This is a genomic window from Duganella sp. Dugasp56 (genome assembly GCF_047304105.1).
GTDB lineage: Bacteria > Pseudomonadota > Gammaproteobacteria > Burkholderiales > Burkholderiaceae_D > Rugamonas > Rugamonas hordei.
Genome location: NZ_JBGLYQ010000001.1, coordinates 123,420 through 150,265, shown reverse-complemented (window position 1 = coordinate 150,265; position 26,846 = coordinate 123,420). Strand labels below are relative to the sequence as shown.

The 26,846-nt window shown below is 67.1% G+C and carries 24 protein-coding genes; 8 read left to right on the top strand and 16 right to left on the bottom strand.

The genetic code is table 11. The annotated features are described in order from the left end of the window. The first annotated feature begins 199 nt into the window (after positions 1-199). From ACCD07_RS00695 to ACCD07_RS00685, 3 genes are read left to right on the top strand one after another with little or no spacing between them, the layout of a single operon-like run. Positions 200-2,380, top strand: coding sequence for a TonB-dependent siderophore receptor (locus tag ACCD07_RS00695; protein ID WP_413446199.1), 2,181 nt, complete (start codon positions 200-202; stop codon positions 2,378-2,380). A gap of 11 nt (positions 2,381-2,391) precedes the next feature. Further along, positions 2,392-3,129 carry a DUF4198 domain-containing protein gene (locus ACCD07_RS00690; protein ID WP_413446198.1) on the top strand — a complete coding sequence of 246 codons (738 nt, stop codon included), beginning with the start codon at positions 2,392-2,394 and terminating at the stop codon, positions 3,127-3,129. A gap of 57 nt (positions 3,130-3,186) precedes the next feature. Continuing rightward, positions 3,187-3,564, top strand: a complete 378-nt coding sequence (locus tag ACCD07_RS00685; protein ID WP_353403523.1) for a hypothetical protein — start codon at positions 3,187-3,189, stop codon at positions 3,562-3,564. Positions 3,565-3,632: 68 nt separating this feature from the next. Here the strand turns inward: ACCD07_RS00685 and ACCD07_RS00680 are convergent, their stop codons facing one another. From ACCD07_RS00680 to ACCD07_RS00665, 4 genes are read right to left on the bottom strand one after another with little or no spacing between them, the layout of a single operon-like run. Further along, entirely contained in the window at positions 3,633-5,612 is a 1,980-nt protein-coding gene (locus ACCD07_RS00680) for a PepSY domain-containing protein (RefSeq protein WP_413446197.1), read from the bottom strand. Between the two features lie 4 nt (positions 5,613-5,616). Further along, positions 5,617-6,216, bottom strand: coding sequence for a transmembrane anchor protein (locus ACCD07_RS00675; protein ID WP_413446196.1), 600 nt, complete (start codon positions 6,214-6,216; stop codon positions 5,617-5,619). A gap of 14 nt (positions 6,217-6,230) precedes the next feature. After that, on the bottom strand, positions 6,231-6,947 hold the full coding sequence (locus ACCD07_RS00670) for a HupE/UreJ family protein (protein WP_218087718.1): 717 nt from the start codon (positions 6,945-6,947) through the stop codon (positions 6,231-6,233). 19 nt (positions 6,948-6,966) lie between these two features. Then, positions 6,967-8,529: an ABC transporter substrate-binding protein gene (locus ACCD07_RS00665; RefSeq protein ID WP_413446195.1), complete on the bottom strand. Its 1,563-nt coding sequence runs from the start codon at positions 8,527-8,529 to the stop codon at positions 6,967-6,969. Between the two features lie 308 nt (positions 8,530-8,837). On the opposite strand from ACCD07_RS00665, the gene ACCD07_RS00660 reads away from it, so the two are divergent. Together ACCD07_RS00660 and ACCD07_RS00655 are read left to right on the top strand one after the other, a co-directional pair. Continuing rightward, complete coding sequence (locus ACCD07_RS00660; RefSeq protein ID WP_413446247.1) at positions 8,838-10,055, top strand: DUF1624 domain-containing protein; 1,218 nt, start codon at positions 8,838-8,840, stop codon at positions 10,053-10,055. Then, a complete protein-coding gene (locus ACCD07_RS00655; protein WP_413446194.1) occupies positions 10,037-10,756 on the top strand; it encodes a hypothetical protein in 720 nt (239 codons plus the stop codon). Before ACCD07_RS00660 ends, ACCD07_RS00655 begins: the two co-directional genes overlap by 19 nt. Here the strand turns inward: ACCD07_RS00655 and ACCD07_RS00650 are convergent. From ACCD07_RS00650 to ACCD07_RS00615, 8 genes are all read right to left on the bottom strand, one after another. Next, positions 10,753-11,127, bottom strand: coding sequence for a cupin domain-containing protein (locus tag ACCD07_RS00650; RefSeq protein ID WP_176651030.1), 375 nt, complete (start codon positions 11,125-11,127; stop codon positions 10,753-10,755). The genes ACCD07_RS00655 and ACCD07_RS00650 overlap by 4 nt on opposite strands. A gap of 25 nt (positions 11,128-11,152) precedes the next feature. Continuing rightward, on the bottom strand, positions 11,153-12,112 hold the full coding sequence (locus ACCD07_RS00645) for a M14 family metallopeptidase (RefSeq protein ID WP_176651029.1): 960 nt from the start codon (positions 12,110-12,112) through the stop codon (positions 11,153-11,155). Next, on the bottom strand, positions 12,109-13,593 hold the full coding sequence (locus ACCD07_RS00640; RefSeq protein WP_413446193.1) for an NAD-dependent succinate-semialdehyde dehydrogenase: 1,485 nt from the start codon (positions 13,591-13,593) through the stop codon (positions 12,109-12,111). Before ACCD07_RS00640 ends, ACCD07_RS00645 begins: the two co-directional genes overlap by 4 nt. Then, positions 13,584-14,690: a tartrate dehydrogenase gene (locus ACCD07_RS00635; protein ID WP_413446192.1), complete on the bottom strand. Its 1,107-nt coding sequence runs from the start codon at positions 14,688-14,690 to the stop codon at positions 13,584-13,586. Before ACCD07_RS00635 ends, ACCD07_RS00640 begins: the two co-directional genes overlap by 10 nt. Before the next feature lie 170 nt (positions 14,691-14,860). Further along, positions 14,861-15,358, bottom strand: a complete 498-nt coding sequence (locus ACCD07_RS00630; protein ID WP_176651026.1) for an Lrp/AsnC family transcriptional regulator — start codon at positions 15,356-15,358, stop codon at positions 14,861-14,863. Between the two features lie 102 nt (positions 15,359-15,460). Beyond that, complete coding sequence (locus tag ACCD07_RS00625; RefSeq protein ID WP_413446191.1) at positions 15,461-16,840, bottom strand: aspartate aminotransferase family protein; 1,380 nt, start codon at positions 16,838-16,840, stop codon at positions 15,461-15,463. Positions 16,841-16,967: 127 nt separating this feature from the next. Continuing rightward, positions 16,968-17,915 (bottom strand): 2-hydroxyacid dehydrogenase, encoded by a 948-nt coding sequence (locus ACCD07_RS00620; RefSeq protein ID WP_413446190.1) that lies wholly within the window; start codon positions 17,913-17,915, stop codon positions 16,968-16,970. Positions 17,916-17,917: 2 nt separating this feature from the next. Continuing rightward, positions 17,918-18,778 (bottom strand): GNAT family N-acetyltransferase, encoded by an 861-nt coding sequence (locus ACCD07_RS00615; protein ID WP_413446189.1) that lies wholly within the window; start codon positions 18,776-18,778, stop codon positions 17,918-17,920. Between the two features lie 264 nt (positions 18,779-19,042). Between ACCD07_RS00615 and copC the strand changes: the two genes are divergently transcribed. The 3 genes from copC (at position 19,043) to ACCD07_RS00600 (ending at position 21,208) form a co-directional block, all read left to right on the top strand. Continuing rightward, positions 19,043-19,411, top strand: a complete 369-nt coding sequence (copC, locus tag ACCD07_RS00610; RefSeq protein ID WP_176651023.1) for a copper homeostasis periplasmic binding protein CopC — start codon at positions 19,043-19,045, stop codon at positions 19,409-19,411. After that, on the top strand, positions 19,412-20,287 hold the full coding sequence (locus ACCD07_RS00605; RefSeq protein WP_413446188.1) for a CopD family protein: 876 nt from the start codon (positions 19,412-19,414) through the stop codon (positions 20,285-20,287). A 72-nt stretch (positions 20,288-20,359) separates the two neighbouring features. After that, positions 20,360-21,208, top strand: coding sequence for a MipA/OmpV family protein (locus ACCD07_RS00600; protein ID WP_353403536.1), 849 nt, complete (start codon positions 20,360-20,362; stop codon positions 21,206-21,208). 4 nt (positions 21,209-21,212) lie between these two features. Here the strand turns inward: ACCD07_RS00600 and ACCD07_RS00595 are convergent, their stop codons facing one another. From ACCD07_RS00595 to ACCD07_RS00580, 4 genes are all read right to left on the bottom strand, one after another. Next, a complete protein-coding gene (locus ACCD07_RS00595; protein WP_413446187.1) occupies positions 21,213-23,147 on the bottom strand; it encodes a hypothetical protein in 1,935 nt (644 codons plus the stop codon). A gap of 153 nt (positions 23,148-23,300) precedes the next feature. After that, positions 23,301-25,313 (bottom strand): hypothetical protein, encoded by a 2,013-nt coding sequence (locus ACCD07_RS00590; protein ID WP_413446186.1) that lies wholly within the window; start codon positions 25,311-25,313, stop codon positions 23,301-23,303. A gap of 75 nt (positions 25,314-25,388) precedes the next feature. Continuing rightward, positions 25,389-25,688, bottom strand: a complete 300-nt coding sequence (locus tag ACCD07_RS00585) for a DUF1540 domain-containing protein (RefSeq protein ID WP_176651018.1) — start codon at positions 25,686-25,688, stop codon at positions 25,389-25,391. A gap of 104 nt (positions 25,689-25,792) precedes the next feature. Further along, entirely contained in the window at positions 25,793-26,782 is a 990-nt protein-coding gene (locus tag ACCD07_RS00580) for a PaaX family transcriptional regulator C-terminal domain-containing protein (protein WP_413446185.1), read from the bottom strand. Positions 26,783-26,846: the final 64 nt, after the last annotated feature.

The window sequence follows — 26,846 nt, the reverse complement described above, 5'->3', positions numbered from 1 at the left end:
CTGGGGCGGCGGGCCCGATTCGGCACTGGGCTGGTGCGGGCGGCTGGCATGCAGCAAGGCGTGCTGATTCTGATTCGGAAAACAATTATTTCTGTTTTGTGACAGGGCGATTACAGGATAAACGAGAGATCTGCCCATGTTGTAATCAGTCTCAGTAGACGTTTCATCTAGTACATTCACACCTAACCAGGAGTTTGTCATGTATCCCACCCGTCACCGCACCTTGGCCCTGTTCTTGGCTGCCACCTACCCGCTGGCGGCGCTTGCCGGCGAGGCCGATCCCGCCGCACCGCTGGCTGTCGCAGCCGCCGCAGCCGGTGACGCCGGCGCGGCGGCCTCCGCGGAAACGCAGACCGAGCCCAGAAAACCGGACGTGGTCGAGGTCAGAGGCGCGCGCCAGAACTATCGCGCGCTGTCGGCCACCGGCGCCACCAAGACCGACACGCTGCTCAAGGACCTGCCGCAAAGCGTGCGCGTGCTCACCGCCGACCTGCTCAAGGACGTCGGCGTGACCAACCTGGCCAGCGCCCTCGATCTGACCAGCGGCATTTCCCGCCAGAGCAACCTGGGCGGCCTGTGGGACAGCTATGCGATGCGCGGCTTTACCGGCGACCCCAACTTCGGCTCCGACTACCTGGTCAACGGCTTCAGCTCCAGCCGCGGCTACAACGGCCTGCGCGATTCGGCCAGCACCAACAGCGTCGAAGTGCTGAAAGGGCCGGCCTCGGCGCTGTACGGCCGTGGCGAGCCCGGCGGTACCGTCAACATCACCACCAAGAAGCCGCGCTTCGAGCCGGCCTATATGCTGGAATTGTCGCTCGGCAGTTTCAATACCTGGCGCACGGCGGTCGACCTGACCGGCCCCATCAGCGAGACCGTGGCTTACCGCCTGAACGGCGCCTACGAAAAGGGCGACAGCTTCCGCGACACGGTAAAAACCGAGCGGTCGTTCCTGTCGCCGTCCTTCATCTGGCTGATCGGCGACAGCACCACCCTGTCGTACGAGGTGGAGGCCAGCGAGCAGCGGGTGCCGTTCGACCGCGGCGTGGCGGCGGTCAAAGGCGTACTGGGACTGGTGCCCAACTCGCGCTTCCTGGGCGAACCGGCCGACGGCCCGATCACGGTGAAGTCGCTGGGCCACCAGGTCTTCCTGCAGCATGAGTTCAACGGGGACTGGAAACTGCAATCGGGCCTGTCGTACCGCGACAGTTCGCTCGACGGTTACTCGACCGAGGCCAACAACCTGTTGGCCGACGGCCGCACTTTGCGCCGCCAGCGCCGCTACCGCGACTTCTCGGCGATCGACGTTTCCGGCCGGGTGGAATTGGTGGGGAAATTCAGCACCGGGTCGCTGGTCAACAACATCCTGGTCGGCGCCGACGCCTACCGCTTCAACGACCGCCGCATCCAGCTGCGGCGCAACCCGAGCGCCACCAACGCCTATGCGATCGACATCTACAACCCGGTCTACGGCGGCGTGGCCGATCCTTTGACCCAGTCGATCAACACCAAGGAAGAGCAGCGCGCCCACGCCTTCTATGCGCAGGACCAGATCGACCTGAGCGACCAGTGGAAAGCCTTGCTGGGGGTACGCTCCGACACCTATGACCAGACGGTGACCAACTACCGCCTGAACGTGTCGAACAGCCAGTCGCTGACCGCCACCAGTCCGCGCGCCGGCCTGGTGTATCAACCGATATCGACGATATCGCTGTATGCCACGGCGGCCAAGGGCTTCCGCCCGAACAGCGGCATCAGCATCGACAACAAGGCCTTCCCGGCGGAGGACAGCCGCTCGTACGAGGTCGGCTCCAAGCTGGAAACGGCCGACGGCAAGATCACCGGCACGCTGGCGCTGTACCACATCAAGAAGTCCAATGTGCTGACCACCAATCCGCTCAACACCGATTTCTCGGTGTCCGCCGGCGAGGTAGGCAGCAAGGGCGTGGAGCTGGACCTGTCGGGCGAGATCGCCACTGCCACGCGCCTGTCGGCCGCCTATGCCTACACCGATGCCACCGTCACCAAGGGCGACAACACCATCGTCACCGGCAGCCGCTTCCCCAATGTGCCGAAGCAAAGCGCCACCGTGGTGCTGACCCGTTCCTTCGCGCTGGCCGGCGGCACGGCGTCGCTGGGCGGCGGCTTGAATTATGTCGGCGAGCGGCTGGGCGATGTCGCGGTCTCCAGCAACTTCATGCTGCCCGCCTATACCACGGCCAAGCTGATTTCCTCCTGGTCGCCCAACAAGAAAGTACGCGTCTCGCTGAACGTCGACAACCTGTTCAACAAGAAGTACTACGCCAGCTCGTACAGCCAGGTCTGGGTTTCGCCCGGCATCGAGCGCACCATCACCTTGAATCTGCAGTACAAATTCTAAGCGGAGCTGACATGAAAAAAATCGGAAAATTGATGGTTGCCTGCGCGCTGGCCGCGGGCGTCGCCGGCGGCGTGCAGGCGCACGGCATCTGGTTCGCGCAGCGCGCCACCCAGCTGGCTTTCCTGTACGGCGTCGGCGCCGACGACCTGGATTCGCTCAAGCGCCTGCCGCAGGTGACCTCGGTCGACGGTTACGACGCCGACGGCAAGCCGGTCGCCACCAAGCTCGAACCGGATGGCCGGCTGGTGCTGGTCAACCTGGAAAACCAGCCGGCGGTGGTGGCGGCGGTGCTCGACAACGGCACCTGGAGCAAGACCCCGGACGGCAAGTGGCACAAGAAGGGCAAGGACGAAGTACCGAACGCCGTCGTTGCCGAGCGCACCATCAAATACGCGGTGCACCTGCGCACCGCCGTCAACGCGCCGATCGGAGCGCTGCCGCACCAGACACTGGAGATCGTTCCGGTCGAGTCCAGATTGCCGGCCTTGCTGGGTCAGCCGATCAAGCTGCGCGTGCTGTATCAAGGCAAACCGGTGGCCGGCGCCAAGGTACTGCAGGACTGGCTGAACGACCCCGATGGCGCGCCGGTGCTGAGTGGCGCCGACGGCACCGTCACGCTGAATGTGCGCAACCAGGGTTTGAACGTGATCGTTGCGATCTTTGAGTCGTCGTCCGATCAGCCGGCCAAGTACAACCGCATCGAGCATCTGGCCTCGCTGTCGTTCGTGCTGCCGCACGCACCGGAGTAAAAGGGGCCAGGCGGCGCCGCCTGATCAAGAGCGCCGCATTCCTTAAGGAGCAGCATCATGCAGAAAATTCTGGGCTGGCTGGTATTGAGTGCCGCCGCGCTGGCCGGCGGCCTGGCCGGCGCGCACGGTTCGGCGACGGCCAACCACGGGGGCATCGTCCAGACCTCGGGCGAGACCTGGCTGGAGCTTGTGGTGAAGGGCGATACCCTGCAGCTGTATCTGCAGGACGATGGCGACGATATGCCGACCGCCGGCATCAGCGGCAAACTGACCTTGGTGAAGGGCGCCGCCAGATCGGAGTTCACGCTGAAGCCGGCCGGCGGCAATCTGCTGGAGGCCAAGGCGCCGGGTGCGGTCAAGGGCAGCAAGGTACTGGCCGTGCTGACGCTGGATGACAAGAAGACCAAGGTCAGCACCACCTTCGAGATCAAATAGGAATAGGATGGTTTGTGCGCCAGCGATGGCGCATTTTTTTTGTCTTAATGCTGTATTGAAGCGCCGGATCACAGGTCCAGCACCAGCAGCGCGCCGCGCGCGCGTGAACAGCACGGCGTGAAGCGGTCGATGCAGAACGGCGGCAGACAGCGGTCGCGTTGTTCAGGCTCGCCTTCCAGCACGCCCGTGACGCAGGTGCCGCAGACGCCCTGGCCGCAAGACGACGGAATGACGATGCCGGCATCGGCCAGCGCCGCCAGCGCGGTGACTCCCGCATCGACCCTGACCACGCGTCCGGAACTGGCGATCTTCAGGTCGAACGGTCTGTCGGCGGAGGTGTCGGCGGCTCCGGTCTTGAAATATTCTCGGTGTACCTGCGCGGCTGGCCAGCCATGAACGACCGCGGTCGCGCAGACCGCGTCCATCAGCCGCTCCGGTCCGCAGACGTAGACGTGGCTGCCGGGAGTGCTGCTGGCCAGCAGCGCATCCAGGTCCAGGCGGCCGGGAGGGAAATGCCAGTGCACGCGCTGGCGGAAGCCGGAACCGCGCAACTCCGTGCGGAATGCCGCATGGTCCTCGGCGCGGCAGCAATAGTGCAGCTCGAAGCTGGCGCCTTGCGCCGCGAGGTGGCGCGCCATGCACAGGATGGGCGTGATGCCGATGCCGCCGGCGATCAGGATCGAATGGGCGGCGTCGGCGGCCAGGGGAAAGTGATTGCGTGGCGGGCCGACGGTCAGCATGTCGCCTTGGTCCAGCGCGTGCATGGCCAGCGAGCCGCCGAGGGAGTCCGCGCAGCGCAGTACGGCGATCCGGTAGCGATAGCGGTCGGACGGATCGCCGCACAGCGAGTATTGACGCACCAAGCCGCCGGGAAGAAAGACGTCGATGTGGGCGCCGGGAGTGAATTCCGGCAGTCGCCCGCCATCCGGGGCGCTGAGTTGAAAACTGCGTATGCCTGCCGCTTCCGCCGCCTTCCGATCCACCCGCAGCTGCAATCGGGACGGCGTGCGGCGGCTGTGCAGATAGCTTAGCGTGCCGGCCCAGGCCAGCAGCGGGATGGACATGGCGCCCAGGAACAGCAGCAGCTGGCCGGCCAGGCCACCCACCCAGCCGTAGTGTATGGCCAGCGCCCACAGATAAATCGTGTGGCCGGCCGGGTTGGCGTTGTAGGGGATCTGCTTGATTAGCGCGCCGCTGGCGGGGTCGAAATACAGATAGCTGTTGGCGTTGGGATGGGGGGCGTCGCGCGCCACCAGCTCCATCACCACCGGCTGGCCCGGCGCCTGCGGCAACCGCAGCTGGGCCTTTTGCAATGGCGGCGACAGCCGCAGCGCGTTCCGCCACATGGCGTCGATCGAGGGCGCGCTTGCGGTGGGGGCCGCGGCACGGGGCGGCGATACGCTGGAGATATCGATCGCGCGAGCCGCCCAGCCAAAGGCTTGCGGCACGCCGGTCAGCGCGCAGACCAGCAGCACTGGCGCGGCGTACATGCCGGCGGTGCGATGCAGCTGCAACTGCCAGGCGCGTCCCCGCAAGCCGGAGTCCATGCGCCAGCCGCGCTTCAGCTGCCGCAGGCTGGCGGGCCGCCACAGCCACAGACCGCCCAACGCCATCGCACCGCCCAGCAGCAGCGCCATGCCGCCTGCCGCCAGCTCGCCGCCAGGCAGGTATCCGAAGATATGCAGGCGCGCCAAAGTGCCAAACAGGCCGCCATACATTTGCTGGCTGCCCAGCACCCGGGCGTTGCATGGATCGACATAGATCCAGCGGTCGTCGCCGAGCCGCACTTTGACGCTGGTGCGTCCGTCGCCGGCGATGCGGATCGTTCCGGGCGCGCCGCCATGCGGGTTGGCCTGCCGCGCGGCCGCCAACAGCGCATCCAGCGGCAACGACGCGGCGCAGGGTGCGACCCGCAGCAGATCGGCACTGACCAGCGGTTCGAGTTGCGGCCGGAATACCATGCCGGCTCCGGTCACGCCCACCATCACGAACAGCGCACCGAAGGTCAACCCGCTCCAGCGGTGCAGTGGCAGCAGTCCGCGCTTCATGGCATCACGACGGCCGGAACAGCTTTTCGTGGAAGCCGGTGACCTTGACGGTGATGGTCACCGGCTGCGCTCCCTTGTTGCGCCAGAACCAGCCGTGGATGCCGTCGAAGCCGGCGGTGAATGCGCCTTGCGCGGCACTCTGCTGCGCCACCTTCCAGTAGGTGGTGAACTCCCCCGGCTTCGCATGTTCCGGTTCGCCGTGCATGTCGGATTTGACCGGGCCGCCGTCGCTGGACCAGCTGAACACGAAGTGCTCGCCCTTGCGCATCAGCGCCTTGACTTCGGCCCCCTGGCCCGGCTGCAGCGTCACGCGCATCTCGTCGGAACGCAGCGGCATGGCGCTGCCGCTTACCGGGCCTGCCTGCGTGGCCGCAGCCTGCGTGGCGCCGGACGCGGGAACCGGCAGCACCTCGGCCGTCTTGCGGGCGCCGCCATACAGCTTGGTCAGTCCCAGCGCGCCGCCGGCGCCCAATGGATCGATGCCGTATTCGGCCGGCAGTACCGCCACGGTCAGGATCAGGGCGGCGACGGCGAGCGCGACGCCGGTTGCCTTGCCCAGTTGCTGCAGCGTGGGCAGGGATGCGGTTTCATAGGTGGTGATCATGCTGGTCTCCTTGTTCATACGGTCGCGTAACCGGTCAGTTGATAGCCCATCAGGACGAAGCCGGCGATCATCAGCACCACGTTGGCGTTGAAGGCCTGGCGCCGGAAGGACGCGCTGCGGCGCCAATATCCCATCGCGATCAGGATGCTGCTCAGCGCCAGCATCTGCCCGATCTCGACGCCGATATTGAACGACAGGATGTTGGGCACCAGCCCCTCCTGCGACAGCGTCAGCTCCTGCAATTTGGTGGCCAGGCCAAAGCCGTGGAACAGGCCGAAGATCAGCACCGCGGCCTTGGTGTTGGGCTGGAATCCCAGCAGCCGTTCCAGCGCCCCCATGTTGTCGAGCGCCTTGTACACCACCGAAAAGCCGATGATGGCGTCCACCAGATAGGGGTTGATGTGGGTGCCGCTCAATACGCCCGACAGCAGCGTGATGCTGTGGCCCAGCGCGAACAGCGTGACGTAGGCGCCGACATCCTTGAGCCGATACAGGAAGAAGATCACGCCGACCAGGAACAGCAGGTGGTCGTAGCCGGTCACCATGTGCTTGGCGCCCAGGTAGATGAAGGGCAGGATCTGCATCCCGCTGGTCTGCTCCAGGTAAGCCTTGTCGTCCTCGGCCACGCCATGCGCCATGCCGTCGCCGGCCGCCAGCGCCATCAGGATGGTCAGGGCCGGCAGCAGGGCCGGGCGGCAGCGCATCAGCGCCGCGGAAAGGTGATGTCGCATGATGGTCCTTGAAGAGGTGTCAGGCGTCCAGCCAGACCTGCTCGGCGCAGGTATAGCCCATGAAGGCGCCCAGTGGATGGGAGGTGGCGCCGCGCACGGCGGTGCTGATCCCTTCCAGGTTGTTGATGAACAGCGGGATGCCGACGCCGCATTTTTCATGCACCAGCACCTGCATGTCGGCGTAGAACTGACGGCGTTTGGTGTCGTCGGTTTCGGCCCGCGCCAGGATCAGCAGCTGGTCGAACTGCTCGTTCTTCCAGCCCGACTCGTTCCATAGCGCGTCCGACTTGAAGAACTGCGTAAACAACATGTCGGCGCTGGGGCGGGCATTGGTGTTGCCGAAGCCGATGGGCGATTTCATCCAGTGATTGGACCAGTAGCCGTCGGCGGACACCCGTTTGACGGCCAGGTTCAAACCGGCCTTTTGCGCCGACTGCTGCAGCAGCATGGCCATGTCCACCGAGCCGGAGGCGGCCACCGAGGCCACCACCGGCAAGGTCAAGCCCAGCGCACCGGCGCGCCGCAGGTGGAATTTGGCCCGTTCCGGATCGTAGGGGCGTTGCGGCAGGCCGGCGAAGTAAAAGCGGTGGGACGGCGCGATCGGCTGGTCGTTGCCGATCACGGCGTAGCCGCGGAAGGCGGCGCGCTTCATCTGTTCGCGGTCGATCAGGTACTTCATGCCCAGCGTGAAATCGGGACTGCGGCCCAGGCCTGCGGTCTGGCGGATGATCAGGTCCGTGTACAGGCCGCCCTGGCTGTCCAGCACCGCGTATCCGGGCTCGCCCTTGATACGTTTGGTCGAGCGTGGATTGACTTCGTTCACCCAGTGCACGTCACCCGACAGCAACGCGTTGATGCGCGCCGATTCGTCCGGGATGCCGAACAGCGATACCTGGTCCAGGTAGGGCAGGCCGGGCTTCCAGTAATGTTCGTTGCGGATGCCGATGGTGCGTACGCCCGGCGTGAACTCCTTGCACTTGAAGGCGCCGGTGCCGTTGGCCGTGGCGAAGTTGGTGGTGCCGTCCGGGATGATGACGAAGTGGGAGGTCGCCAGCATCACCGGCAGGTCGGCATTGGCGCCCTTGAGCGTGATCTCCACCGTCAACGGCCCTGTCGCGCGCACGCTGTCGAATTGCTGTGCCACGCCGCGCACTTTGGACGCGACCGCCGGATCGCTGTGGCGGTTCAGCGAATACACCACGTCGGCCGAGGTCAACTCTCTGCCGTCGTGGAAATGGATGCCCTTGCGCAGGCGGACGGTCCAGGTGATGGCGTCGTCGGTGACGATCTCCTCGGCCAGCACCATCTGCGCCGCCAGCTGGCTATCGAGCGATGTCAGGCCGTTGTAGAACATGTGGGCGCGCAGGTAGTCGGTCGACAGCGCGCCCTTGGCCGGGTCCAGTGTGTCGGCATTGGAGCTGGACTGGGTGGCGATGGTCAGCATGCCGCCCCGGCGCGGCTGCTGGCCCGCCTGCAGCACGCCGCTGGCCGGCAACAGCAGAGCACCGGCGGCGCCGCGCAACAACGTACGGCGCTGCGGGGACGGGCAAGCGGCCGCTGGCGCGGGATACTCGGATTTCATCAGATATGCCTCCAGCCTGTTTCAATAACTTCATTACATCATAAACAGCCATGGCGGTTGTGGCGTTTGCGGCGCCATGCAGCGCACAAATGGCGGTTTTTCCGGCCCGCTTCAGCATAGTTTGCCGACCGTAGAATATGCTGAGCTACGGCGAACTTTACTGCCCAAACATCGCCTGCGGGGCCCAACTAAGCAGAAAAAACCAGTCTCCGTCCTTACAATGACCTGGTGGCCAACCCGCTCCCGCAAGGCGACGGGCGGCCCTCGGGGAGTATTCTATAACCAGATAAATGGGCAGGACACGCATGATGGACCACACCAGTATTCACAATCCCGCCCTGTGGGCGCACAAGCAGGCCGCACCGGCGGCCGCCAATCCGGCCGGCCAGGCGATCCGCTCGCGCATCGCGGTCATCGATGTGCTGCGCGGCCTGGTCATGTTGATCATGTTGTTCGATCATGTGCGCGAGACGCTGTACCTGCACATGCAGGTCACCGACCCGATGACGGTCGCCGCCACCGAGCCGGCCTTGTTCTTCACCCGCATGGCGGCGCACTTCTGCGCGCCGATGTTCGTCTTCGTCACCGGCCTGTCGGCCTGGTTGTACGCCCATCCGGCGGCCGGTCCGCGCAATGCGACCGGCTTCCTGGTCAAGCGCGGCCTGCTGCTGGTGGGCTTGGAACTGGTGGTGGTCAACTTCGCCTGGGCCGGCCAGTTCCCGCCGCCGGTGCTGTATTTGCAGGTGATCTGGGTGATCGGGCTGGCGATGATCGTTTTGGCGCTGCTGCACCGGTTGCCGCTCCAGTTGCTGGGGGCGGCCGGCCTGCTGATCGTGTTCGGCCACAATGCGCTGACCTGGATCAGTTTTGAACCGGGCAGCATCGCCTACGATGCCTGGACCATCCTGCTGCATCGCGGCTTCCTGGTGGCCGACGGCGCGGTCAAGCTGAAGGTGACGTATCCGCTGCTGCCGTGGGTGGGCGTGATCCTGCTCGGCTACGCCGCCGGCCCGCTGTACGCGAAGGCGATGGATCCGCAGCGCCGCCGGCAGTTGTTGCTGATGCTGGGCGCGGCGTCGCTGCTGTTGCTGGCGGTGCTGCGCGGCTTTAACATCTATGGCGAGGAACTGCCCTGGGTGCATGGCGCGACCGCCGTACAGACGGTCATGTCCTTCTTTAACTTCACCAAATACCCGCCGTCGCTGGACTTCCTGCTGATGACGATCGGCACCGGCATGCTGGCCCTGGCCGTGATGGAACCGCTGGAAAACTGGTTCACGCGCGCCTGCGCGACCTTCGGCGGCGCGCCGATGTTCTACTACCTGCTGCACCTGTACCTGCTGCTGGCGCTGCAGCATGTGCTGGTGGCGCTGTTCGGCGCCAACCATGGCGCGCGCTTCGGTGTCGACCAGCTATGGCCGGTGTGGGTGGTGGCGCTGGCCTTGATGCCGGTGTTGTATGTGCCTTGCCGCGCCTTCGCCAATTTCAAGCGGACTTCGAATCAGGCATGGGTACGTTATTTCTAAGGGTGCTGCTGCTGGGCGCCGTGCTGCCGGCGGCCGCGACGGAGGACACCGACATGGTCGGCGCCGGACGCTGGGAGATCAATCTCGGCGCGGCGCAGGAACTGCACGCCGGCAGCCGCGAACGCGCGCTGCCGGCGATCGATGTCAGCCATGGCCTGTCCGACCATCTGCAGCTGCTGCTGGCCCAGCCCTTCATCAATGCCAGCCAGGGCGGGGAGAGCGCAAAATCGGGCCTGGGCGCCGCCACCGCCGGCGTGAAATGGCGCTGGCTGGATGCGCCCGAGGCGGGCTACGCCCTGGGCTGGTATCCGCGCTTCACCTGGACGCCATCCGGCACGTCGGCCGCGCGCGGCGTGGCGCCACAGGGACACAGCCTGCTGCTTCCGCTGCTGGCGGGTTTTCGCAGCGGCGACGCCGGCCTGTTCGCCGAAGTGGGCCGCAACCTGGTGCAGCGCGGTCCGGACGAATGGCGCGCGGGCGTCAAGGTGATGCGGCAGTGCCTGCCGCAACTGGAGTGCCGCATCGAACTCGATCACTCGCGGGCCGCCGGCACGCGCGGTCAGACCCTGCTGAGCGCCGGCGGCAAGTGGAGCCTGGGTGCGGACCTGCTGTTGCAGGCCAGCGCCGGACGCGATATCGCCGGCGAGCGCGAAGCGCGGCGCCGGCTGGTGTTGTATCTGGGAGTGCAGCTGCAGCGTTAAGCGGGTGCGTGCTCGGTCACGACCCAGAACTTGCTGGCCGCTTCCACGATCTCGAAAATTCCCTCGAATCCCGGCGTGATGACGCCGCTGTCGCCGGGCCCGAAATGGCGGGACTGGCTGCCGTCCGGCGCCGAGACGATCACGTGGCCGCTGATGATGTGGAAGAATTCATGCTTGTCGGCCGCCAGTGCGATACGGTAGGAGCCGGTCTCGGCCTGCCAGGTGCCGGCACGCACGCCGTGCAGCTGGTTGGCGAAATATTCCCGCGCGGTGCGTTTCGGATTGCCTTTGATGCGGCGTTCGGGGTCCGGATACTGGACCGTGGTCTCGGGCGCGATGTCGTGGAAGTGCACGATGGTGGGATGGGTCATGGGTTTTCCTTTGGTTGATGGAGAGTCAGGTCAGCAGGCGGCCGAGGCGCACCACGGTCACGCCGGCGCGCAGCTGGCGTAGCGACGGCATCACCAGCACGCAATTGGGATAGGGCGTTCGCACCGTCTCGCCCTGGTTCCAGCCGATGACGGTGCCGGCCTCGGGGAAGGTCTCCAGGCCGGTGTAGTGGGCGGCGAAGCGGAAGTCGGAGCCGCTGGCCACCACCGCGTCCGTAACGCGCACCACGTGGCGCTGCTCGGGATGCGGCTTGAGCCAGCCGTGCGGGACATCGCCGAGGTCGATATTGCCGCACAAGAGCAGGAAGCGCGCGCAGCTGTTTTTGGCCACGGTGACGGCCTGCGCTTCCCAATGCTGGCCGCATTCGATCAGCAGCGCATTGCGCGGGCTTCCCGCTTGGCCGAAGGCGCCATAGTCGCGCAGGCGGCAGCCTTCCTGGTGGCCGGCGTCGCTGATGATGTAGGACGGCACGCCCAGGCGCTGGGCCATGGCGATGCCTTTGTCCAGCGGCCCGCACACGTTCAGCGGCGCGCAGCGTTCGTGCATCGAGTGCAGGTCCAGCAGGAAGTCCACCGTGTCGACCAGCGGCCGCATCGCGCGCGCGCGGCGCAGTTCAACGCTGTCCAGTTCCAGGTTGTCCAGGATGGCGGGCTGCCAGACGCGGTTGAGATCCTGGTCGACGAAGCGCGAGGCGTCGGGCCGCTCGGGGTCCCAGCGCCGGTAGGCGTCCACGTTGGCGAAAGACAGCGTGATGCGGCCACGGCGCGGGCGCAGCCCGCCGTCCAGCAGGGCCTTGACCGCGATCGCGCCGCACACCTCGTTGCCGTGGGTGAGGGCGTTGATCATGGTATGGCAACCGGGCTTGCCGCTGTCGAAGGTGTAGACGTAGGGGATGCCGGTGTTGCCTTTGGCGTAGGCCGACAAATCGGGGAATTCGACTTCGATCGGATAGGTTTCCAGTGTCATGCTTGCAGTCCGCCCATGCAGAGATATTTGGTGTGCATATAGTCTTCCAGGCCGTAGCGCGAGCCTTCCCGGCCATAGCCGGATTCCTTGACGCCGCCGAACGGCGCCGCCTCCGCCGCCAGCGCGCCCTCGTTGATGCCGACGATGCCGGTTTCCAGCCGGTCGGCCACGCGCCACACGCGGGCGATGTCGCGTGCGTAGAAATAGGCCGCCAGCCCGAAAGGCGTGTGGTTGGCCTGCGCCACCACGTCGGCCTCGGTGTGGAAGCGGAACAGCGGCACCACCGGGCCGAAGGTCTCTTCCTGCGCCAGCTGCATGCGCGGGCTGGCCTCGCCCAGCACGGTGGGCGCGTAGTAGGTGGGGCCGTCCGCGCCGGGCGGATGCAACTGTTCGCCGCCGCACATCAGCACCGCGCCGTGCGACAGGGCGTCGGCGACGTGGGCCTGGATCTTGTCCAGCGCGCGGCGGTTGATCATGGGGCCGATCTGCGACGAGGGATCGGCGGCGGGGCCGACCTTCAGCGCCGCCACGCGGGCGGTGAGCCGCTCGGCAAAGCGCTGGTAGACGGCGTCCTGCACGTAGACCCGGTTCGGGCTGACGCAGGTCTGGCCGCCGTTGCGGAACTTGGCCGCCATCAGGCCGTCGACGGCGGCATCCAGGTCGGCGTCGTCGAACACGATGAAGGGCGCGTTGCCGCCCAGTTCCAGCGACAGTTTTTTCAGCGTGGCGGCCGAATCGCGCGCCAGGCTTTTGCCGACCGCGGTGGAGCCGGTGAAGGTGATCTTGCGCACGCGCGCGTCGGCCAGCCAGACCCCGACCACGGCCGGGGTGCGCGCGCGCGAGGCCGTCACGATGTTCAGCACTCCCGGCGGAATGCCCGCCTCGTGGGCCAGGCTGACCAGTGCCAGCGCGGTCAACGGCGTGTCCTCCGCCGGCTTGGCGACCACCGTGCAGCCGGCCGCGAGGGCCGGCGCGATCTTGCGGGCGATCATCGCCAGCGGGAAGTTCCAGGGCGTGATGGCGGCCACCACGCCGACCGCTTCCTTGACCACGATCAGCTTCTTGCCGCGCACCGGTTCCGGGATCACGTCGCCGTAGCAGCGCACCGCCTCTTCGGCAAACCATTCGACGTAGGAAGCGCCGTACAGCACTTCGCCGCGTGCCTCGGCCAGCGGCTTGCCCTGTTCGCGCGAGATGAGGCGCGCCAGGTCGTCGGCATTGGCGATGATCAGCGCGTGCCAGCGCTTGAGCAGCTGGGCGCGATCGCGCGCGCTGCGGGCGCGCCAGCCCTCGAAGGCCGCCACGGCGGCATCGACGGCGGCGGCGGCATCGGCCTCGCCGCTGTCCGGCACTGTGGTAAAGGCGATGCCGTCGGCCGGGTCGCAGACCTCATAGGCGAGGGCGTCGCTGCCGGCGCACCAGACGCCGGCAATGTAGTTGGCGCCGCAAAGCAGGGCGGCGCGGGTCAGGGTCAGTGGCATGGCGCCTCCGGCATCGATGCGATCACGGCGGCCACGGCCTGGCCCAGCTCCGTGGTCGAGGCCTGGCCGCCCAGGTCGGGCGTGTGCGGGCCGTTCAGCAGCACGGTTTCGATCGCGGCGACGATGGCGTCGTGCGCGGCGCGGCAGGCGGCGTCGCCCTGGCCGAGGAAGTCCAGCATCAGCGCGCCGGACCAGATCATGGCGATCGGGTTGGCGATGTTCTTGCCGTAGATGTCGGGCGCCGAGCCGTGTACCGGCTCGAACAGCGAGGGAAAGCTGCGTTCGGGATTCAGGTTGGCCGACGGCGCCAGGCCGATGGTGCCGGTGCAGGCCGGACCGAGGTCGGACAGGATGTCGCCGAACAGGTTGGAGGCCACCACCACGTCGAAGCGCTGCGGCTGCAGCACGAAACGGGCGCACAGGATGTCGATGTGCTGCTTGTCCCAGGCCACGTCCGGATAGTGTCCGGCCATGTCGGCGGCGCGCCCATCCCACCACGGCATGCTGATCGAGATGCCGTTGCTCTTGGTGGCGACGGTGACGTGCTTGCGCTTGCGTCGTTGGGCCAGGTCGAAGGCGAAGCGCAGCACCCGGTCGGTGCCGTGGCGCGAGAACACCGCCTGCTGCATCACCACTTCGCGCGGCGTGCCTTCGAAACTGATGCCGCCGACCGACGAGTATTCGCCTTCGGTGTTTTCGCGCACGATGACGAAGTCGATGTCGCCGGCCCGGCGTCCGGCCAGCGGGCAGGGCACGCCCTCGAACAGGCGCGCCGGGCGCAGGTTGATGTACTGGTCGAATTCGCGCCGGAACTTCAGCAGCGATCCCCACAGCGATATGTGGTCGGGCACCGCGTCCGGCCAGCCGGCCGCGCCGAAGTAGATCGCGTCCATGGCGGACAGTTGCTGCTTCCAGTCGTCCGGCATCATCTGGCCGGTGCGGGCGTAGTAGTCGCAGCTGGCCCATTCGATATGGGTGTAGCGCAGGGCGATGCCGAAACGGGCGGCCGCCGCGTTCAGCGCGCGCAGGCCCTCGGGCATGACTTCCTTGCCGATGCCGTCACCCGCGATGACGGCGATATGAAAAGTTTGGCTCATGTGTGTGGTCGGTCAGTGATTGCCGGGCGGCGGACGCCGGCCGGGAACTGCTGAGACCATGGTAGTGGAGGAAGGCTGGCGGGTGACGCGGAATTGGGGCGGGACGACGGGTGGGAAATTGCGAATTTCGCGCGGCGGCGGCAGATTGTGCCGCGCCGCCGGGATGCTGGTCAGCTGTTCTGGGTGAACAGCTTTTCGACCGGGTAATAACCCTTGGTGAAGGGCGACTTGATGACGATGTAGCTGAAGTATTTTTCGATGCCGATGTGCTGGTCCAGCAAGCCCTCGATGATGGTCTGGTAGTGCACCACGCCGGTGGTGACGAACTTCAGCAGGTAGTCGAAGCCGCCGCTGACCAGATGGCATTCGACCACCTCATCGATCTTGCGCACCGCGGCCTCGAACTTGACGAAGTCTTCGCGGCGGTGGTCCGACAGCGTGACCTGGGTGAACACCAGCTGCACGTTGCCGATCTTTTCCAGTTCGATGTGGGCGCCATAGCCGGTCACGTAGCCGGCTTTTTCCAGCCGCTTGACGCGGATCAGGCAGGGACTGGGCGACAAGCCGACCGCATCGGCCAGGTCGACGTTCGCGATCCTGCCGCTTTGCTGCAGGTGAGACAGGATGCGGATATCGATCCTGTCCAGTTTGAAAGCACCTTCTAACATAAGCTCCCTTGCCCGATGCGCCACAATGATGCGGCGCCCGGGGTGATTGTAGCATGGTGGTAATGCCTTACAAGGCCCCTGCGCGGCGCCGCGGTGGCGCGCTTACGACAACGCCTGGCGCACCTCGGGCTGGGCCAGCACCTGGTCCAGCGTGGCGCGCAAGCGTGCGAACAGCAGCGTGAATTCATCGGCGGTGTAGCACAGCGCGGGGGCAAAGCCGAGGATGTTGTCGCCGAAGGCGCGGAACACCAGCTGCTGATCGTAGGCCGCGCGCGCCACCCGCTCGTGCAGCTTCAGCTCCGCCGCGAACTGGCGCTTGCTGTGCTTGTCGGCCACCAGTTCCAGCGCGCCCAGCAGGCCGCGGCTGCGGGCGTCGCCCACCAGCGGATGCGCCAGCAGGTCGCGCAGGCCCTGTTCGAATTGCGGCGCGCGCGCCACGCCGTTGGCCAGCAGGCCGCCTTCGTGGTACAGGCGCAGCACCTCCAGCCCGATGGCGGCGCTGACCGGATGGCCTGAATAGGTCTGGCCATGGCCGACCGCCAGCTCCGGTCCGGCGCCGTCGGCGATGGCCTGGTAGATCCGGTCCGACATCATCAACGCGCCCATCGGCGCATAGCCGGCGGTCAGGCCTTTGGCCAGCGTCATCATGTCGGGCTGCACGCCCTCGGCTTCGCAGGCGAACAGCGGTCCGGTGCGGCCAAAGCCGGTGATCACTTCGTCGACCACGAACAGGATGCCCAGTTCGCGGCAGGTATCGGCCATGGCCTTGAGCCAGCCGCGCGGCGGCACGATGACGCCGCCGGAACCCTGGATCGGCTCGCAGAAGAAGGCGGCGACGCGCTCGGCGCCCAGTTCCGCCACCTTGGCGCGCAGCGCCGCGACGGAGGCCGCGATCAAGGCCTGCGGGTCGTCGCCCAGCGGACTACGGTAGGCATAGGGCGAGGGCAGGTAGTGCTGGTTCGCCTGCGGCAGGTTGAAATGGCGATGAAACACCGGCAGCGCGGTCAGTCCGGCGCCCACCGAGGACGAGCCGTGATAGCCGCGCTGCAGCGAGATGAACTGGGTGCGCCGCTCCTGGCCCAGCGCGTTGTAGTAATAGCTGATGTAGCGCAGCGCGCTGTCGACGGCGTCCGATCCGCCCAGCGTGAAGTAGACGTGGCGCAGCGAGGCCGGCGCCAGTTCGACCAGCCGGGCGGCCAGGCGGATGGCCGGCTCGGAGCTGTAGCCGAAGTAGCCGGTGGCGTAGGGCAGGCGCCGCATCTGTTCATTGGCTGCCTGGACGATGCTTTCGTGGCCGTATCCGGTGTTGACGCACCACAAGCCGGAGAAGGCGTCCAGCAGTTCCCGGCCGGCGTCGTCGCGCAGGTAGACGCCATGGGCGGCCGCCAGCACGGCGGCGCCGCGCTGTTCATGTTGACGGAAGTTGCTGACGGGGTGAATCAGGAATTGTCGATCGAGGTCGACGAGGGAGGTGTTGGGCATGATGACGATCCGTGTAATGGTCTGTCACCATCTTAGGACCGTTGCCGCAGCCAGTGCTGGCGATTGTCGTCGGCGCAGCGCATCGAAATTGCGAATTTCCGGCGACGGCGGCAGATTGTGCTGCGCCTCAGTAGCCGCGCGAGCGCTCGACCAGGCCTTCCAGCGCTTGACCGCGATGATGGCGCAGCAGATTGTCCAGCACCACCGTCACCGCCGTTTCCGGCTGCGTCATGCTGGCGATGTGCGGCGTCAGCACGATGGCGGGATGCTCCCAGAAGGGATGGTCGGCAGGCGGCGGCTCCGGCTCGCACACGTCCAGCACCGCCTGCGCCAGTTGGCCGTCGTTCAGCGCGTCCAGCAGATCCTGCTGCACCAGGTGGCCGCCGCGGCCCACGTGCACCAGCGCGGCGCCGCGCGGCAGCGCATCGAACAGGGCCCGGTTCAGGATGTTGCGGGTGTCGGCCGTCAGCGGCAGCAGGCAGACCAGGATGTCGCAGCGGGCCAGGAAGTCCCGCAGCGCGGCGGCGCCGGCGTGGCAGGCCACGCCGTCGAGCGCGCGCGCCGAGCGGCTCCAGCCGGCGCAGTCAAAGCCCAGCCGCACCAGCTGCGCCAGCGCGGCCTGCGCCAGCACGCCCAGTCCCAGCACGCCCACGCGGCAGGCCGACGCGGGACGCACCCGCAACGCGCGCCACGCGTGCTTGCGCTGCTGCGCCGCATACGTGGCCCATTGGCGATGGATGGCCAGCACCGCCAGCGTCACATACTCGGCCATGCCGGCGGCGATGCCAGGTTCGACCATGCGCACCAGCGGCAGCTCCGGCGGCAGCGCGGCCAGGTCGAACTGGTCGATGCCTGCGCCGACCGAAAAGATCAGCTCCAGCCGGGGAAAGGCGCCAAGGTCGTCGGGCGGCAGCCAGGCCGCCAGGTAGCGTACCTTGGCCGGATCGCCGACGTCGGGCCAGATACGGAAGTCCAGCTGCGGCGCGTGGCGGGCGAACAGGCGCGCCCACTCGGCGCCGCGCTGCGGATCGGCCTTGTACAGGAAGGTGCCCGCCGGCAGTTCGGACCAGCGCATGCTCAACCCAGCGCCTGGTTGATGATGGCGAACTGGCGCAAGCCGTGATCGGGCAGCGGCGCGTCGCCGCGCACCATGGCCACCACGCTGTCGACCTGCACCAGCCCCAGTTCGGTCAACCACGGGCCGAGGCCGCTGCTGCCGCTGACGTCGATGCGCAGGAAGGCGCCGCCGTAGGTGCCGGTCCAGTGGCTGATCAGCGCCTTGGCCCGTTCGATGTCGGGCGCGATCACCGGGCCGATGGCGTAGCCGTGGCCGAAGCGGCGCAGCATGGCGCAGCCGATCACTTCGTCATAGCGGTCGATCACCACGCCCTCGGCCACGTCCTGCAGCGCGGCCATGACCGTGGCGCGCGGCATGCCCGTGGCGCGGGCGCCCAGCGCCGCCAGCTTGGCGGCATCGCGCGAGCCGAGTGGACGGATGCGCTCCCCAGGCTGCAACGGCATCAGCGGCGACTTGAACACGGTGCCCTGGTGCTGATGAATCTCGCCGATCTGCTGGAAGCCAATGCGGGCATACAGGTCCCTGCCGGCGGCGGTGGCGTGCAGCAGCACGTTGCGGCTGCCCAGTTCCGCCATCACCATTGCCATCAGCTTGCGGCCTATGCCTTTTCCTTGCCACGCGCCGGCAACGATGACCATGCCGATCGAGGCGAATTCGGTGCCGTGGCTCCAGCACAGGGCCGTGCCGATCAGACCTTCGTCGTTTTCAGCCACATAGCCGGCCCCCAGGCGTTGAATGAAGGCCCAGTCCTCCAGCCGGTGCGGCCAGCGCACCGACAGCGACAGGCGGTGCGCCGCGTCGAGGTCTTGCTCGGTCATGCGGCGGTAGCGCACCGCGGTTCCGGTTTGTGGATCACTCACATTTCCTCCGTGCTTCAGCAGTGTTGGTGGTTGCAGCGTGCAGCCATGCTAACCCAGCCGCGGCGGGGCGCGCCAGCACCGAAGTAAGAACGCAAGGAAGTCGCAAGCGCGCCAGCCGTTTCGGCACAAAGTGCTGTCGGGGCATCGCTTTTTTCGCATCCCTGTCGAGTAGCATCGCGACGCGAAAAAGCGCTTGACCTTACCAGGGGGGCAACGTTTACAGTGGAGCGCACTCTCTCCCTCGACTTTTGAATTGGAATCAACATGCAACGATTGCACTCCCTGGCGCTGGGCGCCTTGCTGGCCGTCTCCACGCTGGCCAGTTTGCCGGCATCGGCTCACGCCACCTTGCAGGCCTCCTTGCCGGCGGCGGACGCCGTGCTGCCGCAGGCGCCGCAGCAGGTCCAGCTGACCTTTAACGAAAAAGTCGAACCCGCTTTCAGTTCCATCGCGCTGCAGGACGAGACCGGCAAAGTCGTCCCCACCGACAAGGCGCAGACCGATGCCGCCCATCCGGCACAAATGACGCTGGCGCTGCCGGCATTGAAATCCGGCCGTTACATCGTGCGCTGGGTGGCGGTGGGACCGGATGGTCATCGCCGCACCGGCCAGTATGGCTTCTCGGTCAAGTAAATGACGACGATGTTGCTGCAGGTTGGCGCCGTGTGGGCGTCGAACCTGGCTTTGGCCTGGATGGTGGGCGCGTGTACGGCGGCATTCTGGCTGCGCAACGAAGGCACTGGCTGGACACTGCGCTGCCGGTTGTGGTTGCAGCAGTCCTGTCGCGCGGCGGCGCTGGTCTGCCTGGCGGCGTATTTGCTGGTGCTGTGGGCGGTGGCGGCGGCGATGGCCGATGTGCCGCTGTCCGAAGCCGGCGCGGCATTGTGGATGCTGCTGGCGCAGAGCGACTATGGCAAAGCCGCATGGGCCGCTGCCGCCTGCCTGGCGGCGCTGGCGTTCTGGCCGCTGAGCCCGGGCCGCTCGCTGGCGGTGCTGGTTGCATTTGCCTTCAGTCGCGTCGCCAACAGCCACGCGGCTGAGCAGGGCTTGCTCACCTTGCCGCTCCTGGTTGAATGGTTGCACTTGCTGCTGATCGCGCTGTGGGTGGGTGGCGTTGCAGTTGCCGCCTGGGTGGTGCTGCCCGCCAGCGCCGCCGGGGGCGGCGCGGCACCGGACGCCTATCTGCGCAAGCTGTCGGACGCGGCGACGCTGGCTCTGGCCGGCATTGTCGCCACCGGCATCTTCAACGCATGGCGCGGGCTGGGCAAGTTGGACAACCTGGCCGCCACCCCATACGGCGTGGCATTGACTGTCAAGCTGGTGCTGGTTGCGCTGGCCGTGGCACTGGGTGGCTACAACAAACTGCGAGGCTTTCCCGCCATCGTTGCGGGCCAAGCCGGCGCCCGGCCCGTGGTGGTGCTGGTGCTTCGGATCGAGTCGGTGCTGCTGGCGGGAGCGGTGCTGGCGGCTGCTGTGCTGACCAGCCAGGCGCCGCCGGCTTTCGGTTGATCAAGCGTGTTGTGGGCGGGGATGGCAAGCTGATAAGATGTCTGTCTTTGCAAGATCGGCGAGGACGCAACCATGAAGCAGCGCATGTGGGCTGGGATGGCACCGCTGGCAACGCTGGCGCTGATGGCGCCAGCCGCCGCTCAGCAGGCGGAGCCAACGCCGGCAGCGGATCTGCCGCTGTGGGAAGTGGGCCTGTTCGGCGGCGCCGCCACCACGCCGGCCTACCCGGGCGCCGAGGACCGCTCCACGCGCGCGCTGTTGCTGCCGCTGCTGATCTATCGCGGCAAGGTGCTGCGCGCCGACCGTTCCGGCGTGGCCGCGCGCCTGCTCAACACCGAGCGGGTCGAGCTCGATCTTGGGTTCGCGTTGTCGCTGCCGGCCCGCTCCGGCGACGTGGCGGCCCGCGCCGGCATGCCGGACTTGAAGTCGCTGCTGGAGTTCGGCCCGCGCCTGAAAGTATTGCTGGCCGAGCCCACGGCCGCCAGCCGCGTGCGGCTGGAGCTGCCGCTGCGGGTGCCGCTCGAGCTTGGAAATGGTTTTCAGCGCCAGGGCCTGGTGTTTGAGCCGCGCGTGGTGTTCGAGGCCGGCGACAAGGCCGGCGGATGGCAGGCCGACGCCAACCTGGGCGCGGTGTTTGGCAACGCCCGCCTGAACCGGTATTTTTATGAAGTCGCACCGCAATACGCCAACGCCGCGCGCCCGGCCTACCACGCGACGGGCGGTTGGATGATGACGCGGCTCGGCCTGAGCCTGTCGCGCCGGGTGTCGCCCGATTGGCGCGTATTCGGTTTCGCCCGCTACGACAATTACACGCACGCCGCCAACCGCGACAGTCCGCTGTTTCGCCAGAACAGCGGACTGTCGCTCGGCGTCGGCTTTACCTGGACGGCCTACCGCTCGCTGGCGCGGGCCTGGGAATGAGCGCCTACCAGTCCCTGCGGACGCGCAGCATGGCGAACGGCTGGGTGCGGGTGATGTTGTGCTCGACAAAGTCGACGCCGCCGGCCAGCCTGTCGCCGGCATAGTGCGTCCGGTCATAGGTGACGGCGCGCCCGGCGAGATTGTTCAGTTCCAGCGTGACCATCATGTTCGACACGGGGCGGTAGTTGACGAAGGCCCTGGCCCAGCCCGTGCCGCTGCTGGTATCGCGTTCGGCAAGCTGCCAGTTGTCGTTGGTCCAGCCGTTGTCGACCGAAAAGCCCCAGGCCGTTCTCTGGCGCGGCAAGTCCTGCGAGAACTCGACCCGCCACGACAGCGGCTGTTCGCCGGACAGCCGGCGCGTCGCCAGCGTGACGGGATCGGTGACCGACGAGGACTTCCAGGTCGTCGACAACTTGATCAGCCCCTGCGGCAGCGACCAGCTGTCGGTGGGCAGGTTCAGCATGCCGGTCACGCTGTCGGCGCTGGCGTCGCCGATATTGCCGGCGGTGTCGATGGTGGCGGACGGGGTGCGGATCGGCATGCGGTCGATGACGTCGCTGATGTGCGACTGCGTGTAGCTCAGCATGGCAGCGCCCCGTTCCCAGAAGCGGTATTCGAGCGCGCCTTCGCACAGCCAGGTCTTGGCCGGCACCAGATCGGGGTAGCCGGCCCGCAGCGTCTTGTCGGCGATGGCGAAATACGCCGCGGCATCGCCAAAGTTCAGCTGGCTGGTCTCGCGCTCCATGCGCAAGCGCAGCTGCAGCGACGGCGAGGGCGACAACGACAGGCGCAGCCGCGGCTTGGGATAGACGTGAGCCTTGGCCTCCGGCTGGTCGGCGCCGATGCTCAGGCTGGATTGCTCCACCTTCAGGCCCGCTTCGGCGCTGATCGAGCTGTCGACCTGCCATGCCGAGGACAGCTGGCCCTCGAAGCGCGATTCCTGCACCCAGGCGCTGGCGGTGGGCGCCGCCGCGGCGTTGGGGTTGGCCTGATAGCTGTTGCTGCTGTCATTGGTGTTGACGGCCCGTTCAAAGCCGCCGCGTATCACGACGCCATCCAGCGCCTGCCAACTCAGTTGTCCCGCGAGAATCTGTTCGCTGGCCGTGCTGTTCGACAGCGAATACGAGCTGTTGCCGCTGGTGGTGGATGTCGATTCGGCGGCAATGTCGGCTGTCCGATGCAGTGCCTTCAGGTCCATGCTGGCGCCGTGCGCCAGGTCCCGCGTATAAGCCAGGCCCTGTTCCCGCGTGCGCCCGGCGTTGTCGTTGCTGTTCAGGGACGGTGTCCCGGCGTCGTAGCGGCCCTGCGACTGGTAGGTCCACGGACTGAGCGCGCCGTTCAAGCTCAGTTGGCCGTCCAGCAGGTCTTGCCCGTAATTGAGCTTGATCGCCTTGTTGTCGGCAATGCCCGCGTTCTCCATCGTCGCCTCGGCGGCACCGGCGGCGCCGGCATACGTCGTGGTCTTGTGTCCTTGCGTGGTATCCGGCGTCCGGGTCCAGCCCAGCGTGACGTTGATGCTGCGGTCCCCGCGCTTCAGGCTGTAATTGCCATCCATCGAGGGCTGCAGGCTGCCGTCAGGCATCAGGTAGCCCGATACGCTGGTGGCGGCGGAAACCAGGTCCATCTGTTTGAGCACGATGTTGGCCACGGTGGCGTAGCCCTGCATATCGATGCCGCCCGCGCCGCCGTTGATGACGTCGATGCGCTGAACGCCCGCCGCCGGGATGCGCGCCAGCGCGTCGCCGAGCGGATCCGTCTTGGAAGCGGGGCGCTTTCCGTTGATGAGCACGTTGCCGGCCGAACCGCGCGCCGCATTGCCGCCGTCGAAGACGAAGCCGGGCAGGCGGGTCACCATGTCCATCGCTGTCCCGGCCTGAAACTGGGTGAAGTAATCCGGGGTGTAGGACTGCGGCACAGTCCCGTCTGCGGCGTCGGCCATCCCTGCGGCGGCTAGCGCGCAAGTCAGCAAAACCGCATGGCGAACAAGTGTCGAGTGTCTCATCCCCGTATTGTGCAATGAACATGCCGAGTGTGCAATTGCGAAATTCACCAATCGGCGGACGTTTTTTGGCCGGCAGGGCCATTCATATCGCTAATTCCGCAGCCTGAGCCCGCCCTCCGCCACGGCGGTACGGTCCAGCGCGAGCGCCGTCCTGGCCTTGGCCGGCGCGGCATTGTCGTAGTCGACCGCTTCGACGCCGGTGGCCGCGTCCGCATGCGTCACCCGCACGTGCAAGCGGTCCGGGCTGGCGCCTTGCTTGCCGCCGCCATCCCAGGCTTCCAGCACAAAGCGGTAGCCGGCGCGGCCATTGAGCAGTCCGGTGCCTTCGATGCGCGCCTGCTGGCCGGACGATGCGGCGGTGCTGACCTGATCGCTGCGGAAATGGAAGGGGCCGGACAACATGACGACAGGACTGCCGGCGGCAGACTTGCTCTGCGTGCCGCTGGCCAGCGGCGCCCACAGCGCAAAGTGCAGCGGCAGGTCCCGGTAGCCGCGCGCGGCCGCTGCGCCGCCGCCGGCCAGCGTGCCCTTGCCGCTGAGCGAGGCAAGCCCGGACGCATCAACCACGATGTCCCGCTGGACCGCTGTGGACCGGCCGCCCGAATCGGTGACCTGCGCCTTGACCGTGTAATAGCCGGCGGCGCAGAACTGGTGCCGCAAGCGGACCTGGCCGACTCCGCGCGCTTCGCTTACCGTCGGCGCCGGCGAAGCGCACTGGTCGGTCCAGGCGACGCTGGCCGTGTGGGTCTGCGCCGCGGCGTTGTCGACAAAGCCGACCGTCAGCGCCAGGTCCTGTCCGACCTCGATCACGTCCGGCAGGCCGAGCAGGGGGCCGAGCACCGGCGCGTCGGTGCCGCGGGTGCCGGGGCGCAGCATGACCAGGCCGGCATTTGAATGGGCCAGGATCACGCCGTCGTCGTTGATGGCCGCGCCGGCCTCCAGCACCAGCCCGGCAGGCGGACGGTACAGATGCGCGTTCAGGTCGATCGGCTCGGTCAGCGCCGGCCAGCGCACCGCGCGCCGGCCGCCGCCGTCGCCGGCGGGCCGCTCGATCATGCCCACCATCTCGCTGCGGTTGTTGATATCGAACACGTCGCTGCTCACGGCCGAGCCGGACGGCAGCTGCACCACGCCGCGCCCCATGGCCCACTGGTAGGCCACGCTGCGCTCGCCGATGACGGTGTCGCCGACCACCTCGCCGCGGTTGTTCAGGCCGGCGACCAGGCGCGAGCCGCCGCCTTCGACGTTGATCTGCACCATGCCGCTGTCGCGGCTCCAGAAAAAGCCCAGTACCTTGTCGTTGGCGGCGTTGTCGGACTCGCCGGCCACCTCGTTGCGCTCGTTGATGTGCTCGCCGAACGCGAGGGTGCCGCCCAAGGTGCCGAGGTCGGTCTGGTTGCCCGCGCGGTCCCACAGCATGGCGTGGATCGCGCCGCCGGCGACATCGGCATAGCCGGCCGAAAAGCCTTGCTGGTTGATGGCATCGGCCTCCGACAGCGACAGCGGGAGCGGTCCCAACGGCGTGACGGCGCCGCCCGGATTCCAGCGCACGGCGCGCGCGGTGATGCCGGGCGCTGGCCGTTGTCCGACAATCTGGTTGCGGTCGTTGATGGCGCGTGCGCTCGAGACCGTCGTGCCGGGCAGCGCGTGCATGCCGCCGCCCACGGTCCACGCAAACGCCAGGATGTTGCTGAATTGTTCGGCGTCTTCCGATTCGCCCACCACCACGCCTTGCTTGTTCAGCCCGTGTATCAGGGTATAGCTGCCGCCCAGCGAGCCGATATCGTGCACGCGGTCGCCGTCGAAGAAGCCGTTGGTGATGCCCCCGCCAATGAAGGAGCCGAACGCGGCCTGGCCGCGTTCGTTGAGCAGGGCCGCGGCGCCAGCCTCCGGTCCCAGGTTGATGACGCTGTAGATGCAGGTGCGCGCCCGGCTGGCTTCGGTGTCGCCGGGGCTGCTGACCAAGGCGTCGGCAGCGGCGGGCGCGGCCTGCTCGCCGGCCCAGACCGCAACGGGCGCGGCAAGTGCGGCCAAGGCGCCGGCGACAGCGCCGGCGATGAGGTGCGTGCGTAATCCAGCATTGCTGCTCCATGGTTGCTGCATGATGGTTCCCCTTGCAAGAAAGTTGGCGCAAGCAGGCGCTTGCGTGGCGCCGATGATGGTCGCGACGATGGCGGTTCAGCGCTGCTGATAGGTCAGGCAGCGAACGGAGTTGCTGTCGCGGCCGATGGTGATGTGATCGGTCATGCACTCGTAATCGTCGTTATGCCGGCAAGCCGAGACCTTGCAGGCGCCGACGCCGGCGGTGCGTTGTTCCGCCTTGGAGTGCGGTGCGGAGTCGAGGAAGGTGTCGCACCCGGGGTGGACCCCGCTGCCCACCGTGATGGCGCGGGCGTGGCAGCAGCTGTCTGTGTTGTAGGCGCACTCGACAACCGAGCACTGTGCGACTAGCGGCATTTCGATGGAAACTTGTTTCATGATGACCTCCGGCTAATGAGCGCGCATTGAAGCGCGCCCATTGAAGGAGTATACGGAGAGAGGGAGGAGGCGCGTCCCCACGCGTATCGCGGGTTTGCGTTATATCAAGCAGTCCGGCTCATTTCAAGCCGCTCGTCGCAGGCGCGGCTGGCTGCGCCTGCGGCCGCCGGCCGGTCCGGCGCCGCCGTCACGCTCAACAGGTGGCGTCGCGCCTGCTCGGCGCAGCCGTTGTAGAGCGCCGCGTAGGTCCGGTAGGCCGTCGTCGCCGGCCAGGCGTCCGGCAGCAACTCCTGCGGCAGCAGCGGATCGGCCTGGCGGCAGTGCTGGTAGCCGTGGCTGACCAGCAGCTGGATCAGGTAGGCCTGCTCGTCGTCGATGGCATCGTGCCGGCCCATCATCGGCAGCAGCGGCGCGAAGCGCTCTTCAAACTGCTGATACAGCGCCGCCGCGCCGTCGAAGTCCCATTCCGGCAGTCCGAACAGCGGCTGGCGTACCGCGGCCGCCAACTGGCTGCCGCAGACATGGAACAGCGCCAGGCCATGGTCTTCGGCCGACGGCATGGCGTTGGCGTAGCCGGCGGGACGGGCCAGCACATTCGGCGCCAGCAGGCAGTAGTCCAGCCCCAGCAACTGCCGGCGGACGCGGGCATAACGCGCGGAGCTGATGCCGCCGCTGTTGATCAGCATGGTCCAGTCCTCGGCGAAGCTGCGCTCCGGCGGCGTGTTGAGGCGCTGGCGCGCCGTCAGGATCGCGGCGTTGGCGGCCGGCGTCAGCGTGCACAGGCTGTGGCGGCCGTGCCGCTCGACGCGCAGTTGCTGATGCACGCCGAGCCGGAACAGCGCGGCGCGCACGGCGGGCTGCTGGAATCCCAGCGGCCGCATCAATTCGATGGCGCTGCCAAGCCACAGGCTCTTGTGCCCGTATTCCTGGGCGCTGCTGAACATCAGCCGCAGCATGGTGCGCAGCCGGGGCCGGGCTTGACCCAGGTACAGGTTGAGATAGTGTTCGACGGCGGCGTTCATGATCGCGCCGCCGCGGCCAGGTCGTACTGCATCATAGTCGTCCTCGGTGATGGGCTGGATGGATTGTCCCATTCGCCCAAACCGCATTTCTTTGATGCATATCAAAAACTGCGGCCTTGACACCGCGTAATAGACC

Bases quoted from the DNA above. Each gene is read 5' to 3' on its own strand.
- ACCD07_RS00645 (WP_176651029.1), bottom strand. From the start codon at position 12,112: ATGACACTGGAAACCTATCCGATCGAAGTCGAATTCCCCGATTTGTCG.
- ACCD07_RS00695 (WP_413446199.1), top strand. From the start codon at position 200: ATGTATCCCACCCGTCACCGCACCTTGGCCCTGTTCTTGGCTGCCACC.
- ACCD07_RS00685 (WP_353403523.1), top strand. From the start codon at position 3,187: ATGCAGAAAATTCTGGGCTGGCTGGTATTGAGTGCCGCCGCGCTGGCC.
- ACCD07_RS00625 (WP_413446191.1), bottom strand. From the start codon at position 16,840: ATGCCCAACACCTCCCTCGTCGACCTCGATCGACAATTCCTGATTCAC.
- ACCD07_RS00635 (WP_413446192.1), bottom strand. From the start codon at position 14,690: ATGAGCCAAACTTTTCATATCGCCGTCATCGCGGGTGACGGCATCGGC.
- ACCD07_RS00605 (WP_413446188.1), top strand. From the start codon at position 19,412: ATGACGACGATGTTGCTGCAGGTTGGCGCCGTGTGGGCGTCGAACCTG.
- ACCD07_RS00655 (WP_413446194.1), top strand. From the start codon at position 10,037: ATGGGTACGTTATTTCTAAGGGTGCTGCTGCTGGGCGCCGTGCTGCCG.
- ACCD07_RS00595 (WP_413446187.1), bottom strand. From the start codon at position 23,147: ATGGCCGACGCCGCAGACGGGACTGTGCCGCAGTCCTACACCCCGGAT.
- ACCD07_RS00620 (WP_413446190.1), bottom strand. From the start codon at position 17,915: ATGCGCTGGTCCGAACTGCCGGCGGGCACCTTCCTGTACAAGGCCGAT.
- ACCD07_RS00690 (WP_413446198.1), top strand. From the start codon at position 2,392: ATGAAAAAAATCGGAAAATTGATGGTTGCCTGCGCGCTGGCCGCGGGC.
- ACCD07_RS00630 (WP_176651026.1), bottom strand. From the start codon at position 15,358: ATGTTAGAAGGTGCTTTCAAACTGGACAGGATCGATATCCGCATCCTG.
- ACCD07_RS00665 (WP_413446195.1), bottom strand. From the start codon at position 8,529: ATGAAATCCGAGTATCCCGCGCCAGCGGCCGCTTGCCCGTCCCCGCAG.
- ACCD07_RS00670 (WP_218087718.1), bottom strand. From the start codon at position 6,947: ATGCGACATCACCTTTCCGCGGCGCTGATGCGCTGCCGCCCGGCCCTG.
- copC (WP_176651023.1), top strand. From the start codon at position 19,043: ATGCAACGATTGCACTCCCTGGCGCTGGGCGCCTTGCTGGCCGTCTCC.
- ACCD07_RS00590 (WP_413446186.1), bottom strand. From the start codon at position 25,313: ATGCAGCAACCATGGAGCAGCAATGCTGGATTACGCACGCACCTCATC.
- ACCD07_RS00660 (WP_413446247.1), top strand. From the start codon at position 8,838: ATGGACCACACCAGTATTCACAATCCCGCCCTGTGGGCGCACAAGCAG.
- ACCD07_RS00650 (WP_176651030.1), bottom strand. From the start codon at position 11,127: ATGACCCATCCCACCATCGTGCACTTCCACGACATCGCGCCCGAGACC.
- ACCD07_RS00600 (WP_353403536.1), top strand. From the start codon at position 20,360: ATGAAGCAGCGCATGTGGGCTGGGATGGCACCGCTGGCAACGCTGGCG.
- ACCD07_RS00580 (WP_413446185.1), bottom strand. From the start codon at position 26,782: ATGGGACAATCCATCCAGCCCATCACCGAGGACGACTATGATGCAGTA.
- ACCD07_RS00680 (WP_413446197.1), bottom strand. From the start codon at position 5,612: ATGAAGCGCGGACTGCTGCCACTGCACCGCTGGAGCGGGTTGACCTTC.
- ACCD07_RS00675 (WP_413446196.1), bottom strand. From the start codon at position 6,216: ATGATCACCACCTATGAAACCGCATCCCTGCCCACGCTGCAGCAACTG.
- ACCD07_RS00640 (WP_413446193.1), bottom strand. From the start codon at position 13,593: ATGCCACTGACCCTGACCCGCGCCGCCCTGCTTTGCGGCGCCAACTAC.
- ACCD07_RS00585 (WP_176651018.1), bottom strand. From the start codon at position 25,688: ATGAAACAAGTTTCCATCGAAATGCCGCTAGTCGCACAGTGCTCGGTT.